At 37.0% G+C, this 14,161-nt stretch carries 14 protein-coding genes; 3 read left to right on the plus strand and 11 right to left on the minus strand.

Features of this window, described 5'->3' with window-relative positions; translation table 11 throughout:
- Nucleotides 1-6: 6 nt before the first annotated feature.
- The 7 genes from AC1MPL_RS08330 to AC1MPL_RS08360 form a co-directional block, all read right to left on the minus strand.
- Complete coding sequence (locus AC1MPL_RS08330; protein ID WP_479765377.1) at nt 7-420, minus strand: ExbD/TolR family protein; 414 nt, start codon at nt 418-420, stop codon at nt 7-9.
- Between the two features lie 3 nt (nt 421-423).
- A complete protein-coding gene (locus AC1MPL_RS08335) occupies nt 424-1,059 on the minus strand; it encodes a MotA/TolQ/ExbB proton channel family protein (protein WP_479765378.1) in 636 nt (211 codons plus the stop codon).
- A gap of 31 nt (nt 1,060-1,090) precedes the next feature.
- Complete coding sequence (locus AC1MPL_RS08340; protein WP_479765379.1) at nt 1,091-1,981, minus strand: ParB/RepB/Spo0J family partition protein; 891 nt, start codon at nt 1,979-1,981, stop codon at nt 1,091-1,093.
- Nucleotides 1,982-1,987: 6 nt separating this feature from the next.
- Complete coding sequence (locus AC1MPL_RS08345; RefSeq protein WP_479765381.1) at nt 1,988-2,761, minus strand: ParA family protein; 774 nt, start codon at nt 2,759-2,761, stop codon at nt 1,988-1,990.
- 4 nt (nt 2,762-2,765) lie between these two features.
- Complete coding sequence (gene rsmG / locus AC1MPL_RS08350; protein WP_479765382.1) at nt 2,766-3,404, minus strand: 16S rRNA (guanine(527)-N(7))-methyltransferase RsmG; 639 nt, start codon at nt 3,402-3,404, stop codon at nt 2,766-2,768.
- 94 nt (nt 3,405-3,498) lie between these two features.
- Entirely contained in the window at nt 3,499-4,176 is a 678-nt protein-coding gene (gene murU / locus AC1MPL_RS08355; RefSeq protein ID WP_479765384.1) for an N-acetylmuramate alpha-1-phosphate uridylyltransferase MurU, read from the minus strand.
- Nucleotides 4,177-5,187, minus strand: coding sequence for an aminoglycoside phosphotransferase family protein (locus AC1MPL_RS08360; RefSeq protein ID WP_479765386.1), 1,011 nt, complete (start codon nt 5,185-5,187; stop codon nt 4,177-4,179).
- A gap of 119 nt (nt 5,188-5,306) precedes the next feature.
- Here AC1MPL_RS08360 and AC1MPL_RS08365 point away from each other — a divergent pair, with 119 nt between their 5' ends.
- Entirely contained in the window at nt 5,307-7,733 is a 2,427-nt protein-coding gene (locus AC1MPL_RS08365; protein ID WP_479766196.1) for an LPS-assembly protein LptD, read from the plus strand.
- Nucleotides 7,733-9,070: a peptidylprolyl isomerase gene (locus AC1MPL_RS08370; RefSeq protein WP_479765387.1), complete on the plus strand. Its 1,338-nt coding sequence runs from the start codon at nt 7,733-7,735 to the stop codon at nt 9,068-9,070. Before AC1MPL_RS08365 ends, AC1MPL_RS08370 begins: the two co-directional genes overlap by 1 nt.
- 51 nt (nt 9,071-9,121) lie before the next feature.
- On the opposite strand, the gene hfq is transcribed toward AC1MPL_RS08370, so the two are convergent.
- The 4 genes from hfq to tsaE all read right to left on the minus strand — a co-directional run bounded on the left by hfq (nt 9,122) and on the right by tsaE (nt 13,127).
- Nucleotides 9,122-9,673: an RNA chaperone Hfq gene (hfq, locus tag AC1MPL_RS08375; RefSeq protein WP_479765388.1), complete on the minus strand. Its 552-nt coding sequence runs from the start codon at nt 9,671-9,673 to the stop codon at nt 9,122-9,124.
- Nucleotides 9,674-9,766: 93 nt separating this feature from the next.
- A complete protein-coding gene (gene miaA / locus AC1MPL_RS08380) occupies nt 9,767-10,711 on the minus strand; it encodes a tRNA (adenosine(37)-N6)-dimethylallyltransferase MiaA (RefSeq protein WP_479765390.1) in 945 nt (314 codons plus the stop codon).
- 6 nt (nt 10,712-10,717) lie between these two features.
- Nucleotides 10,718-12,661, minus strand: coding sequence for a DNA mismatch repair endonuclease MutL (gene mutL / locus AC1MPL_RS08385; protein ID WP_479765391.1), 1,944 nt, complete (start codon nt 12,659-12,661; stop codon nt 10,718-10,720).
- Nucleotides 12,645-13,127, minus strand: a complete 483-nt coding sequence (gene tsaE / locus AC1MPL_RS08390; protein WP_479765393.1) for a tRNA (adenosine(37)-N6)-threonylcarbamoyltransferase complex ATPase subunit type 1 TsaE — start codon at nt 13,125-13,127, stop codon at nt 12,645-12,647. Before tsaE ends, mutL begins: the two co-directional genes overlap by 17 nt.
- A 90-nt stretch (nt 13,128-13,217) precedes the next feature.
- Here tsaE and AC1MPL_RS08395 point away from each other — a divergent pair, with 90 nt between their 5' ends.
- Entirely contained in the window at nt 13,218-14,123 is a 906-nt protein-coding gene (locus AC1MPL_RS08395; protein ID WP_479765394.1) for a pseudouridine synthase, read from the plus strand.
- Nucleotides 14,124-14,161: the final 38 nt, after the last annotated feature.

The raw sequence follows: 14,161 nt of genomic DNA on the forward strand, positions 1-14,161 counted from the left end.
ATAACCTCAAGTCGGCATTTTGGTACTGATATTGATGTTTACAAAACCAAGTTGCCCTGCAACATCCATAACACGAATTACATCTTGATGCGTTGATTGTGCGTCGGCTGTAATCACGAACATCGCATCATGTTTTCCTTCTGCAGCCTTTTTTATTGCCGATGAAATATCAGAGATATCTTTTGTCGGTACAGACTGACCATTTACAGTATAGTGACCCTTTGCATCAATAATGACTTCAATTTTACGATCATACTGCTTTTCAGGTACGCCTTGTGCATCTGGCAAAGTTAAGTTAATACGACTTTGCTGATAAAATGTTGTTGTTAACAATAAAAAAACCAATATAAACAACAAACAATCAATCAGTGGAGTTAAGTTAATTTCGACATCATTAACCGCTCTTCTTTTAAACTTCATTATTTAGTTATCCAGTGACTTATCATAAATGTCACTTGCTTTTCTATAAAATAGTTGTGCATGGAATAAAGAAGCTTGTTTTTCAAGATCTATGACATAGTCATTTACTAAGCGCTGAAAATACCGATAAGCAATCAATGCAGGAATAGCAACGACCATTCCCATTGCTGTTGCAATAAGCGCTTTTGATATTCCTGGAATCATTAATGTAGGGCTAATATTTGTCCCTGCATCTATCACTAAAAATGCCTCAATAATACCAACAACAGTCCCCAACAATCCTAATAATGGAGAAACAGCACTCATTGTACCCAAAACATTCACTCTTTTTTCTAAGGATTGAATTTCATCAGAAGCAGTACACTGCATTTGTACTTTCGCAAACTGCTCTGTTTCAGATTGGCTTCTAATTCCTGCCAGTAGAATACGCCCTAAGGTACTATTAGCATGCTGATAATTTTGCTGCAACAAATGTGCGACCATTTGCGGACTTGTTTGTATTGCAAGTTTCAGTTTATTTGGAAGAATTATGGCTGAACGCAATCGAATAAACCGCTCCACAATTACAGTTACTGTAATAATAGAACATATAAATAATGGCAGCATTAACCAACCACCTGCTCGAATCAGTTCCCACATAAAATAACCCCAACCAAAATAAAGCGAAAGATTAATCTTCCGCCAAGCAAATATTTAGAATACCATCAAGTTCATCTAAAGAATGATAGTGAATAACTAACTTACCTTTTCCATGCTTATTATGATCAATTTTTACGTTCGCATTAAATCGATCGGTTAATTTTTGTGTCAACTGCTCAATATCGGCAGAGATAGATTTATTCTGATGGGCTTCTTTTGGGTTATTAAACTCACGAACCAACTGTTCAGTTTGTCGAACTGAAAGGCTTTTATCTACAACAATTTGTGCAATTTTCTCTTGATCTTTCGCTTTCAATGTAAGAATTGCGCGTGCATGCCCCATATCCAGCACACCTTCTTGCATAAGGTCTTTCACAAACTCTTGTAAAGTAAGTAATCTTAATAAATTACTAATCGTTGTTCTTGCTTTACCAACAGTATCAGCAATTTCTTGATGGCTTAAACCAAATTCATCATGGAAACGCTGTAATGCCAAAGCTTGATCAATTGGATTTAAGTCTTGACGTTGAATATTTTCAATAAGTGCCAAGGCTATTGCCACTTGATCATTAAGATTTCTAACTATTGCAGGAATTTCAGTCAACCCTGCTATTTTAGCTGCGCGCCAACGACGCTCGCCTGCAATAATTTCATAGGGGTGTTGCCCATCATTTACAGGACGAATAACGATAGGTTGCATCACCCCATGCTTTTTTATAGATGCAGAGAGATCTACAAGTTCCTCTTCACGAATGGTACGGCGTGGCTGATATATTCCTCTTTGGAGTAAATTTACATCAACTACTTTAAGCTGACCTTGATCGTGCGCCTGCTCTTCAATTTTTAACTTTTCTTTTTGTATTGATCCAAGCAGTGCATCTAAGCCACGTCCTTTTGCCAACCCTCGCTTATTTACCGCCATTCGTGTTTACCCTTTTTTAACTTTACTTTTTTTCACAAACTCAGCTGCCAAATTCAAATATGCAACGGCACCTTTAGAACTCTTTTCAAAATAGATTACAGGAAGTCCATGTGCAGGCGCCTCAGCAAGTCTGACATTTCGCGGAATTACTGTTTCATATAGCTTTGAACCAAAATATTGCTCTAATTCAGCAGAAACATCTCTTGTTAATGCATTTCTTGCATCATACATGGTTCTTAAGACCCCGACAATTTCAAGATTCGGGTTTAAAGCCTGTTGAATACGATCAATTGTTTGCGTTAAATCTGCTAACCCTTCCAAAGCATAATATTCACATTGCATTGGAATAATCACACCATGTACAGCAGCCATTGCATTTACAGTAATTAGGCTTAGGCTTGGTGCACAATCTACAACAATCACATCGAATGTATCTTCAATACTTTTTAGCGCATTTTTTAAAATAAACTCACGCCCTTCTTGCTCTGCAATTGCAAGCTCGACACCTGCAAGCTCTCTATTGGCAGCAAGAACTTTATAACCAACTTCTGCTTTAATAATTGCAGTTTCAATAGCAACTTCGCCAAGTAAGACATCTGTTACCGAATAAAGTAAATCATTTTTTTGGACACCCGACCCCATTGTTGCATTACCTTGGGGATCCATATCAATTAGAAGAACTTTTTTCTTCAAAACAGCCAAAGAGGCTGCTAAATTTACTGCAGTTGTTGTTTTACCAACGCCACCTTTTTGGTTTGCGATTGCAATAATTTGAGCCATACTACTAATCCAACAATTTATTTAAAATAACTAAATGGCGTTGCTCGTCTAAACGAGGTACTTTTAATGGAATAATTTGGCTTTGAAATGTTGTTTTTAAGCTTTCTATTTCATCAACTGGCACTAACCCTTTCATCGCACAAATTTGGCTATTGTTATGCATATATGGCGTAGCAGCAGAAACAAAATCTGTTAAAGACGCGAAAGCACGGCTTGTAATCACATCAAATTTACCCAACTGACCAATCGCATCTACATCTTCAACACGTGTCTGAACAGCCGTTACATTTTTTAGTTTTAAATCTGCAATAAATTGCTTTAAAAAACGAATTTTTTTACCATTAGAATCTAACAGTACGCACTCTCTATTTGGCTGACATAAGGCAATGATCATACCTGGCATACCGCCACCTGTTCCAATATCCAATAACCGCCCCTCAGGAAGATCATTTAAGATACTTAGGCTATCTAACAAATGCTTAACCAACATTTCTTTTGGATCACGAATAGCAGTTAGGTTATAGGCTTTATTCCACAACACCAATGCATCTTGATATTTCAACAATAAATTCAAGGCATCATCACTGAGCTGCAAACCTAGCTTTTCACTGCCTCGTTTTAACTCTTGAAAAAAAAGATGCATAACGAACTCTCTTATTTAGTTTAGGTGAAGTATACCGATTTATTAAACCAATCATAGTCTTGGCTGATTAGTGAATACACATTTGAGCATATTCTTACTGCTGAAGCTGTTGATCTAATGCAGACAATCTTTCAGGGGTTCCCACATCTACCCATGTGGCATCTAGCTTATGCGCAACCACTTTCTTTTGAAGCATTGCTTGTTTTAGCAGTGGTGCTAAAGGGCGTTTTCCATCTGATAAATCATGAAACATACATGGTGAAATAATAGCAATTCCACTATATGTCAATGCCTGCCCTTCAACACTTTGTTCAAATGTATAAACATAATCATTGGCAAGAACGAAATCCCCTTTTGGATGCTGTTCAGGATTATCTACCAATACCAAATGTGCTAAATGATTACCTAGCTCAATACCTAACATTTTTCGAAAATCTAAATTTGTCCAAACATCGCCATTGACCAATAAAAAAGGCGATTCACCAAGTAATGGAAGCGCACGAATAATTCCACCCGCAGTTTCCAAACCTTCTTTTTCATCAGACCAAAGAATATTTACGCCAAACTGTGATCCATCACCTAGCGTTTCATGCAATTTTTCTGCAAGCCATGCTGTATTGATGACAATATCTGTAATACCAGCACGTGCTAGATTCTCAATATGCCAAACAATTAAAGGTTTACCCCCAACCTTAAGTAAAGGCTTAGGTGTATGTAGCGTAAGTGGACGCATACGGTTGCCTAATCCAGCAGCTAAAATCATTGCTTTCATTTAAACCTCCCAATATACGCCATAAACTTGATCAAATTTTGGCATTACTTGATTTTTCAAAAACTGATGGAATGCTTCCAACTCTGGATACTTTTGGCTTTCATTAACTACATACCACATGACTCTAGGCAAATCTTTTAAATAACCCTGTTTACCATCTCTTTTAAATAATCTCACAAAGATACCTAAAATTTTAATATGGCGCTGTAGCGACATAAAATCGGCATCTTTATGAAACTGCTCCAATGATCGACCTGCTTGAGTATTTTGTGGAAGTAAATTATAGAATTGGGTAATCCATATTTCGACTTTAGCTTGCGGCCACTGCACATAAGCATCACGAACAAGAGACATCAAATCATATGTGTCTGCGCCAACTACAGCATCTTGAAAATCAATAATACCTAACTCTTTGCCAGTTTCTAACTTCATAAGATTTCGACTATGAAAATCTCTATGAACAAAAACTTGAGGCTGCGCAATTGCATTATTTGCTAGCAACTGAAAAGTATGTTGAATATCTTGGCTTTGCTGCTCTGTAAGCATAATTTCTAAAGAAGGTAAGAACCAGTCTATAAATAAAGCCATTTCTGCAAGTAACTTTTCGTAGCTATAGTGCGGAATAACACTTTGTGTATTACTTGCCTGCAACTGAATAAGTTGTTCAAAACACTGTTGATAGTACTGATCAACAGTAGATACATTTAATTGCCGTGCAAGTACAGTATCCCCAAAATCTTCAAGTAAAAGTAATCCATTTTGAAGATCTTTTGCTTCAATAATAGGGACTCTCACATTGTTTTCGTGTAAAAATTCAGCAACACTCACAAAAGGCACACAATCTTCTTTATCGGGTGGTGCATCCATTAACATAAATGTTTTATTATCATAGATAACTCGTGCATAACGACGGAAGCTTGCATCGCCTGCTAAGTAATTGATTTCAAATTGATCTGAGCGCAGAACACTAGTTAACCAGTCTTTAATTAATCGTTCACGTTTTTTATTCATTTGCAAAATATCTAAATACAGGCAGAGATTTAAGCCCATAAGTGTAGCCACTTATGGAGTTTTTCTCTATGATGCAACAATAATTAATTGCAAAAAAGCATACTTGGTTAATGAAACAAATGAAGCAACAGTTTAAATTTAGTCCTTTAGCAACTGCGATTTTGACACTCTTATGTGGTAGTTCAATACAATCAAGCTATGCTGCCAATTCAACTGAAGTCGTATCAAATGTCAATAATCAAGAGCTTAAGCAACAAGTTAATGAAAGCTATCCCGGGCAAGCTTTCTTCGATCAATATTATGTCACTCAAAACAATCCTGAGGTAGCAACACGCAAACAGAACCCTCAGTTTGCAAGCTACTGCCATGGAGCTTGGATTACGCCTGTTGCTCCAAATACTCCAACAAAAGCACCAACAGATGCAACAACCAATGTTTCAGCAGACTATGCACATTATAATCCAAATGGCGAATCAGTCTTAGAAGGTAATGTTGTAGTTGAACAACCTGGTCGAGAAGTTCGAGCACAAAAACTTACTTTAGATAAAACACAAACACATGCACTTGCTCAAGGCAATGTACAAATGGCTCAAAATGGCTTAATTTCACAAAGCCAAGATATAGATTATGACTTACAAAAACAAACTGGCGCATTAAATAACAGTTACTTTATCTCAGAAGTAAACCATGCACATGGTTATGCAGGAAGTATTAATAAATCTTCACCATCTGAAATGACTTTAGAACATGCTAGTTATACAACCTGCGCACCAGGCAAAAGTCCCGATTGGAAGTTAAATGCACGTAAAATTAACTTAAATCAGGACACTGGTAGAGGTGTAACACGAGATACGACTTTTTATATTAAAAATGTACCAGTGATGTACCTTCCTTACTATAACTTCCCAATTGATGATCGTAGAACAACTGGACTACTTACACCAACTTTTGGGTGGTCAAGCAATGGAGGATTAAACTTAGATGCACCTATTTACCTAAACTTAGCACCAAATTATGATGCTACTGTCACCCCTCGCTACTTAGAAAAACATGGTGCGATGCTTGAAGGAAAAGTAAGATTTAAAACACAGGATTTTGGACAAGGTAGTATTTCAGGGGGATATTTGCCCGATGATAAAAGCTATAACAACCAAGATCGTAAATCTCTAAAAATTTTACATAACTGGCAAATTAACAATTACTTTTCAACGAATTTTGAATATAACTATTTATCAGATATTGACTACTTATATGACCTCGCAAATGACCCTAATGTTTCAACAGACTTAAACCAAAAACGTCTTTTTCAGGTCAATTTTTCCAATGCCATTCCAGGTTTAGATGCTGCATTAAAAATTGAACAGTATCAAACTCTTGATAGAACACTGGCGGCAGAATATCGACCATATGCTAGACTACCACAGTTTTTACTAAATTATAAAACCACTGATCCGCAAGGATTTCAATTTGAATATCATAATGATAGTGCCTATTTCCAAAAGACACTATATAACGCAGGCAGTCGAAATACTTATAGCTCAGGCACACGTATATACAACTCTATAGCAACTCGCTACAACTTTAGAACACCTTGGGCCTTTGCCATTCCTGAAATATCTGTACGTTCCTTAAACTATGTATTTAGTGAGAGTCAAATAAATCGTAAAAATCAGAATACTGTCGTTCCACAATTTACCTTAGATACGGGATTAAACTTCCAAAAAGATGGTAAATATTTACAAACGATCACACCAAGAGTGTTTTACGCATATTCACCATATAAAAACCAAAGTAACAACCCTAATTTTGATACAACAACTTCTTCAATTAGTTATGACCAGCTTTTTAGCCCATACCGTTTTTATGGCCATGACCGTTTAGATGATAATAATTTTGCATCTTTAGGTGTGAGTTATAGTCTATTCGATCAGAAAGGCTTAGAACGCCTTAAAGCAGCTATTGGACAAAGCTTTTACTTTTCAGATCGTCGTGTACAACTCTCTACCACCGATACGATTCAGAAAAATAGATCTTCAGATCCTATCCTCTCACTTTCTAGCCAGTTGAGTAATCGATTTACAATTAGCTCAAACTTTGCAATTGATGGTAAAAATATTTCTCAAGCAAACTTTCAAACTTATTACACAGGATATAACGGCCGTATTTACAACTTAGGCTATTATAAAAGAGAAACCATTAATAATTCACAACAAAGCTATGACCAAGTGGTTGCATCTTTAATACAACCTATCGATGAAAATTGGAGAATAATCGGGCATGTACAATATGACCTGTCAAACCACTTAGCACGTGAATATTTACTTGGTGTTAATTATGAGTCATGCTGTTGGGCTGTTTCCGTTTATGGTCGTTCATATTTTAATGATCTAGATGATGTCACAAAATCAAACGTAAAACGTACCAATGCAATTATGGCTGAATTTACACTCAAAGGGCTTGGCGCATTCAACAACCGATTATCATCATTGCTTGAACAACGCATTACAGGCTTTAGCAAATCAAACCAAACTTGGACACAACCTTAATGATGAATCAACAACTTAAACGATTTTTTAAAGCAACAACACTTGCTCTATTAATTTCTAGCTCAGTACCTGTTTTTGCAGCAACAAGTGATGAGGTTGTTGCTATTGTAGGTGACAGTGCAATTCTAAAAAGTGACTTAGATCAGCTTACAAATGATCTAAAACATCAATTACAAGCACAAAAACTCCAAATTCCTTCTCAGCAAGAACTACAACAACAGGCGCTAAATAAAATTATTTTAAATCAAGCACAACTTGAACTTGTAAAACGCTATAACATTCAACCAAGCGATAGTGAAATTGATGCTGCTGTTTTAGATTATGCCAATAAGCAAGGCGTACAAACACTTAATAGCTTTCAGAATCGGTTAGATGCACAATTCCCAGGTGCATATCAAGCAATTCGCCAACGTATTTCTCAACAACTTGCTATTAACATTTTGCGCCAACAGCAAATTATGTCACGTATCCATATTAGTGACCAAGATGTTACCAACTTTTTAAAGACACCTCAGGGACAAGCAGCTATCGGCAGTCAAGCCCACCTTTTACATTTACGTGTAAGTGGTGCAAATGGAGTAAATTCTGAAACACTCACAAAAGTTGCCAATGAGGTTAAATCAGCACTTACCCTATCAGATGATATTCCTGAAATTAGTCGTCGTTTCACTAAAGATGGGATTACGGTAGAAGGTGCAGATATGGGAGACCGTAGTCTAGCAGATATTCCTGCAGAGCTTGCTGCACGTGCAGCTGCGATCCAAACAGGACAAACTTCTGAGCTTATTCCTGCACAAGATGGTATACATATTTTAAAATTACTTGATCGTAAAGCAAGTGATAAAAAAGTGATGATTGAACAATATCATGTACGCCATATTCTTATTCAACCATCTGAAGTTCTTACACCAGAGCAAGCAAAACAAAAAATAGATATTATTTATAAACGTCTAAAAGCTGGTGAAAATTTTGCAACGCTTGCATCTACATTCTCGAATGATCCTGGCTCAGCAGCAGATGGTGGTGATCTTGGTTGGGTAACACCAGGAACAATGGTTCCTCAATTCGAAGATGAAATGAAAACCACACCGAAAGGAGAAATTAGCCAACCATTCCAAAGCCAATTTGGCTGGCATATTCTTCAAGTATTAGATACTCGCCAACAAGATATGACACAAGAATATCAACGTCGTCTTGCACGCCAATATTTAGGTGAACAACAATTTGACACTGAACTTGATGGTTGGTTACGTGAATTACGTGCCAATACATACGTTCAAATCAAAGATCCATCACTAGATCGTAAGAAATCTTCGGCAATTGCTCAGACACCATAATCAATAAAAAAGACCAGCATAGATTGCTGGTCTTTTTTTGATAAAACTTAATTAACGATTGTTGTTCGTTTCATCTTCTTGATGGCTTTCTTCAAACTTAGATTCATTTCCGCTTTCAAATCCTGAGTTTTGTTGTTGCTGTGCTGCACCACCGAAGCCACCTTGACCACCGAAGCCACCTTGACTACCGAAGCCACCTTGACCGCCAAAGCCACCTTGACCGCCGAAGCCACCTTGACCGCCAAAGCCACCTTGACCGCCAAAGCCACCTTGACCGCCAAAGCCATTGCTTTGACCACTAAAGCCATTGCTTTGACCACCAAAGCCATTGCTTTGACTGCTATTATTGCTAAAACCTGTAGCTTGACCATTACCACCTGCTGGCGCACCTGCTGGACGAGGGTTTCTTGCTGGTACTACAGTAGAAATCGCATGTTTATAAACCATCTGACTGACAGTGTTTTTCAATAAAACAACATATTGGTCAAAAGATTCAATATGACCTTGTAATTTAATTCCGTTTACGAGGAAAATAGACACAGGAATACGCTCTTTGCGTAAAGAGTTCAAGAAAGGATCTTGTAAAGTCTGGCCTTTAGACATGTTATTACTCCAAAAAAATTAAAATGTAATCAGCGCAAAAACTATCTTTAGTTTTTTAAAAATTTATAAAAAAGACAGCCCGCAAATTTTGCTTCATCTGTAACAGTTTCGCAAGTACTCTTGTGCGTGTTTTAGTGATAAAAAGGTGATAAATTGATGTTTTTCCCTTAATGAACGTAACCAAGTAAATTGACGCTTAGCTAGCTGTCTTGTTGCAAATAATGCTTTATCCTCCATATTCTTCTTATTATTGTGATTTTTTTCACAATTTATTAAATATTCTAATACTTGTCGATACCCTACAGCACGCATCGATGGCACCTCAGAAGTTAAATCGTATTTTTCAATTAAAAATAAAACTTCATCAAAAAGACCTTTATTCCACATCTCATTGAGTCTTTGCTCAATTCGCTTATGCAACTCTAACCTATCTGGCATTAATGCGTAATTATGAAAAGTGTAACGATATGGTAAGTTTTTAGATTGTTCTGCTTGTAATTGTGTAATTGGCTTTCCTGTTAGCTTGTATACTTCAAGTGCTCGAATAATGCGTTGTTTATCAGTTACAGAAAATTTATGACTTGCTACTGGATCAACACGTGCCAGCTCATCATATACACTTTGCCAGCCTTCATACTCAGCTTTTTGTACAATTTGTTTCCGTATTCCTTGGTCTGCACTTGGTAAATTATCAGATAATCCTTCAAGTAAAGCTTTAAAGTACAACATGGTTCCACCAACTAAGATCGGTGTCTTACCTCTTAAATGAATTTCATCAATTAAACGAGTTGCATCGTGTACAAACTCTGCTGCTGAATAAACTTCTAATGGTGTAATAATATCAATTAAATGATGTGGATATTGTGCCTGCTCTTCTTTAGAGGGCTTGGCTGTACCTATATCCATATCTTTATATACGAGCGCAGAATCAACCGAAATTAATTCAAAACCTCCCTGCTCATACAACTCACATGCAAGTGCTGTTTTACCACTAGCTGTCGGCCCCATTAAATTGATAACAGGTAATGAACTCGCCATATACCACTATTCTCCTCGAGCAAATAACTTATCTAATTGAGATAAAGGAAAGGCACGCCAAGTTGGACGCCCATGATTACATTGGCTTGCGAATGCCGTTTGCTCCATTTGTCGAAGCAGAGCGTTCATTTCAGATAAACCTAATTGCCTATGTGCACGTACTGCACCATGACATGCAATTCCCGCTAAGATTTGATCTCTTTTTTGTTGTAATGCAGTCGCTTTATCACTCGGATCTAAATCATTCAACAACTCGGGAATTAAACTACCTAGATCAGCTTTATGTAAAACAGCGGGAACACCTCTTACAATAACTTGTGTATCGCCATATAAGTCAACATCTAAACCAAACCGTAAAAACTGTGACTTTAGATCTTCAAGCCGATCTGCCTGTGCAGATGTAATGCTAATTACCTTTGGAATAAGTAACTGCTGAGAAACCCAAAAGTCTGGCTGATCCCAACTCTTTTTCATTTGCTCAAGTAAAATACGCTCATGTGCTGCATGCATATCTACAATAATGAGGCCTTCTGTATTTTGTGCAAGGATATAAATGCCATGCAACTGTGCAATAGCAACCCCTAAAGGATACTCATCTTTTTGCCTTGCTTGCTCATGAATTTCATCTTGTTTTTCCTCTTCACGCAGTGGAGTTAAATAAGATTTGAGTGCATTTTGGAATTGATCAGATGTATGAGAAACAATATCACGCTGTTGATAATGGTAATTAGATGAAGGCGTAACTTTTGCATTATCAAACTCAGTCATAAGCGCATCGCTTATCGCCTCATCTGCATGTGTTTTTTCTACTGTACTATAATCTATATGCTTATTTTGATGCAGTTTAAGTTGCTCTTGTAGTCTTGGCTCAGGTTTTCTTATTTCTGGTTTAAGTGCCTGAGTCAATTCAGCTGAAGCTGTTTGGAACTGACTTAAAATATCTTTTGCAGTATGTCTTACAAACTCATGTATCTCTCTCTGATTTAAAAATCGAATTTCATGTTTTGTTGGATGTACATTTACATCGACATGATCAGGTTCAACTTCTAAAAACACCAAATATCCTGCATGCTGCTGCCCATGCAAAATCCCGTCATATCCCATACGCAGTGCGTGAGAAATCGTTTTATCTTTAACAATACGGCCATTTACATACACATACTGCAAATCTGCTTGTGGACGTGCATCGGATGGATGCCCAAGCCAACCCGTCATTTTCAACGCTGTTGTCTCTCGTTCAAATACATAAGCATTTTCTATAAAAGAACGCCCTAAAAGCTGTTGGACACGTTGATAACGTAACGCTCCACTTTCTGCACGAGGCAAATTTAATTTAATCTGATCATTATGTTCAAGCATAAATCGTACATCAAAATACGTTAATGCTAAACGGCGAACCACTTCTTCAATATGTGCATATTCTGTTGATGGTCTTTTTAAAAACTTACGGCGTGCAGGAACATTAAAAAATAAATCTTGAACACGAATATGTGTACCGCGGTAACTTGCTGTAGGTTGAACTTGTTGATGATCAAATGCAGTTCCATTGACTTCAACCTGATAACCAACACCTGAATCATCTTGGCTACTGGTCAACGTTAAACGAGAAACAGCAGCAATCGATGCTAAAGCTTCACCACGAAACCCCAAACTTACAATCGAATGCAAATCTTCAGAGGTTTGAATTTTACTTGTTGCATGTCGCATTACAGCAAGCGATAAATCATCACGATGTATACCTACACCATTATCTATCACCTCTATAAGTGTACTTCCACCTTGTTCAATCCGAACAATAAGCGAATTTGCACCTGCATCAATCGCATTCTCCAAGAGCTCTTTTACCACAGATGATGGTCGCTCAATCACCTCACCTGCTGCAATTTGGTTAGCTAAGGCAGGTGTAAGGGTATGTATTCTCTTATATTGATCATTATTGTTTTGTTGCATGTACCCGTTCCTGCAAATGCTGGATCAAAGCTTTATTTTTAGAGTAAAGTGTAATTTCTCGCGCTGTTTCATCATCTGTTCTTAAAATTTCGAGGGTTAAGTCCGCTTCAGGAATTTCATCTTCACCTTTTGATGGCCACTCAAAAATAAATAGTGCATGAGCTGTTTCTAAATAATCACGAATTCCCATAAGCTCTAATTCGTATGGATCATTTAAACGATATAAATCGAAATGGAAAACCGACTTACCACGAATTTGATAGGGTTCAACCAATGTATATGTCGGACTCTTCACTGCACCATCATGCCCCAGTGCTGTTAAAAAATAACGAGTAAATGTAGTCTTTCCTGCACCAAGATCTCCTATAAGATATAGCACACCCTCATTGAAATATTGTGTGAGAGAACTTGCAAATGCCTGAGTATCACTTTCAGAAGAAATATTAATTTTGAGAGTATTTGACATTGTGACAGACAATAGAATAGAACATCTGACTATGATAGCATTGCACTTCAGTAAAACCTACTCTTCGCCTACTTGTAGCCGTACTTATCTATGCTAGAACAAACACCACCAATGCGAAATGGCGTAAGTCCAAGTCGTGTTTATCTTCCTGCGCATCAGTCATACACCACAATATTTGAATTTTTATGTGAAAACTTCCCCCATATTACAAATACCGAATGGGAAGAAAGAATTCAAAACCAACTAATCATTGATCAAAATCTGAATCCAATTACCCTCAATACTGCTTATAAAAGTAATGAAGTGATTTTTTACTATCGCTTTTTAGCCCATGAGTTTCATGTGCCTTATCAACATGACATTATTTTTGAAAATGATGAAATTATTGTCGTGGATAAACCACACTTTTTAACCATGAGTCCAACTGGGCAATACTTACAAGAAACATTGCTTGTACGATTAAAGCATGAAACACAAAATGAGTTACTCACACCAATTCATCGCTTAGATCGTGAAACAGCAGGTGTTGTAATGTTCTCTAAACGAGCTGAAAATAGAGCCATCTACCAACAACTTTTTGCACACAAACAAGTCTTCAAACAATATCATGCAATTGCTCAATATAATCCTCACCTCACTTTACCTACAACCACCCAATATCACATGCAAAAAGGCGATCCTTTTTATACGATGGAGATTGTTGCCAATAAAACACCCAATAGCAAAACACAGATCGAATACTTAGAACATAATGAGATGTGGGCGAAATACCTCCTTACACCAACAACAGGTAAGCAACACCAATTACGCTTACATTTAAATGCTTTAGGCATACCCATACTTAATGACCCTTACTACCCAGTCGTAAAACACAAAGCACCTGATGATTTTAGTCAACCATTACAACTTCTAGCCAAAAAAATCTGCTTCATAGATCCCATTACAAAAGAGGAAATGCAATTTTTTTCACAGCAAGATTTAAAAATGCCATTCTAATGTAATGACAAAAGAATGGCATTTTTATTGACTTTTAA

Source organism: Acinetobacter sp. N1-1 (assembly GCF_056711485.1).

What these genes read in the sequence shown, in the direction of transcription:
- AC1MPL_RS08330 (WP_479765377.1), bottom strand. Translation starts at nt 420, where the DNA reads ATGAAGTTTAAAAGAAGAGCGGTTAATGATGTCGAAATTAACTTAACT.
- AC1MPL_RS08370 (WP_479765387.1), top strand. Translation starts at nt 7,733, where the DNA reads ATGATGAATCAACAACTTAAACGATTTTTTAAAGCAACAACACTTGCT.
- murU (WP_479765384.1), bottom strand. Translation starts at nt 4,176, where the DNA reads ATGAAAGCAATGATTTTAGCTGCTGGATTAGGCAACCGTATGCGTCCA.
- AC1MPL_RS08335 (WP_479765378.1), bottom strand. Translation starts at nt 1,059, where the DNA reads ATGTGGGAACTGATTCGAGCAGGTGGTTGGTTAATGCTGCCATTATTT.
- AC1MPL_RS08395 (WP_479765394.1), top strand. Translation starts at nt 13,218, where the DNA reads ATGCTAGAACAAACACCACCAATGCGAAATGGCGTAAGTCCAAGTCGT.
- hfq (WP_479765388.1), bottom strand. Translation starts at nt 9,673, where the DNA reads ATGTCTAAAGGCCAGACTTTACAAGATCCTTTCTTGAACTCTTTACGC.
- tsaE (WP_479765393.1), bottom strand. Translation starts at nt 13,127, where the DNA reads ATGTCAAATACTCTCAAAATTAATATTTCTTCTGAAAGTGATACTCAG.
- miaA (WP_479765390.1), bottom strand. Translation starts at nt 10,711, where the DNA reads ATGGCGAGTTCATTACCTGTTATCAATTTAATGGGGCCGACAGCTAGT.
- AC1MPL_RS08340 (WP_479765379.1), bottom strand. Translation starts at nt 1,981, where the DNA reads ATGGCGGTAAATAAGCGAGGGTTGGCAAAAGGACGTGGCTTAGATGCA.
- AC1MPL_RS08365 (WP_479766196.1), top strand. Translation starts at nt 5,307, where the DNA reads ATGAAGCAACAGTTTAAATTTAGTCCTTTAGCAACTGCGATTTTGACA.
- AC1MPL_RS08345 (WP_479765381.1), bottom strand. Translation starts at nt 2,761, where the DNA reads ATGGCTCAAATTATTGCAATCGCAAACCAAAAAGGTGGCGTTGGTAAA.
- rsmG (WP_479765382.1), bottom strand. Translation starts at nt 3,404, where the DNA reads ATGCATCTTTTTTTTCAAGAGTTAAAACGAGGCAGTGAAAAGCTAGGT.
- mutL (WP_479765391.1), bottom strand. Translation starts at nt 12,661, where the DNA reads ATGCAACAAAACAATAATGATCAATATAAGAGAATACATACCCTTACA.
- AC1MPL_RS08360 (WP_479765386.1), bottom strand. Translation starts at nt 5,187, where the DNA reads ATGAATAAAAAACGTGAACGATTAATTAAAGACTGGTTAACTAGTGTT.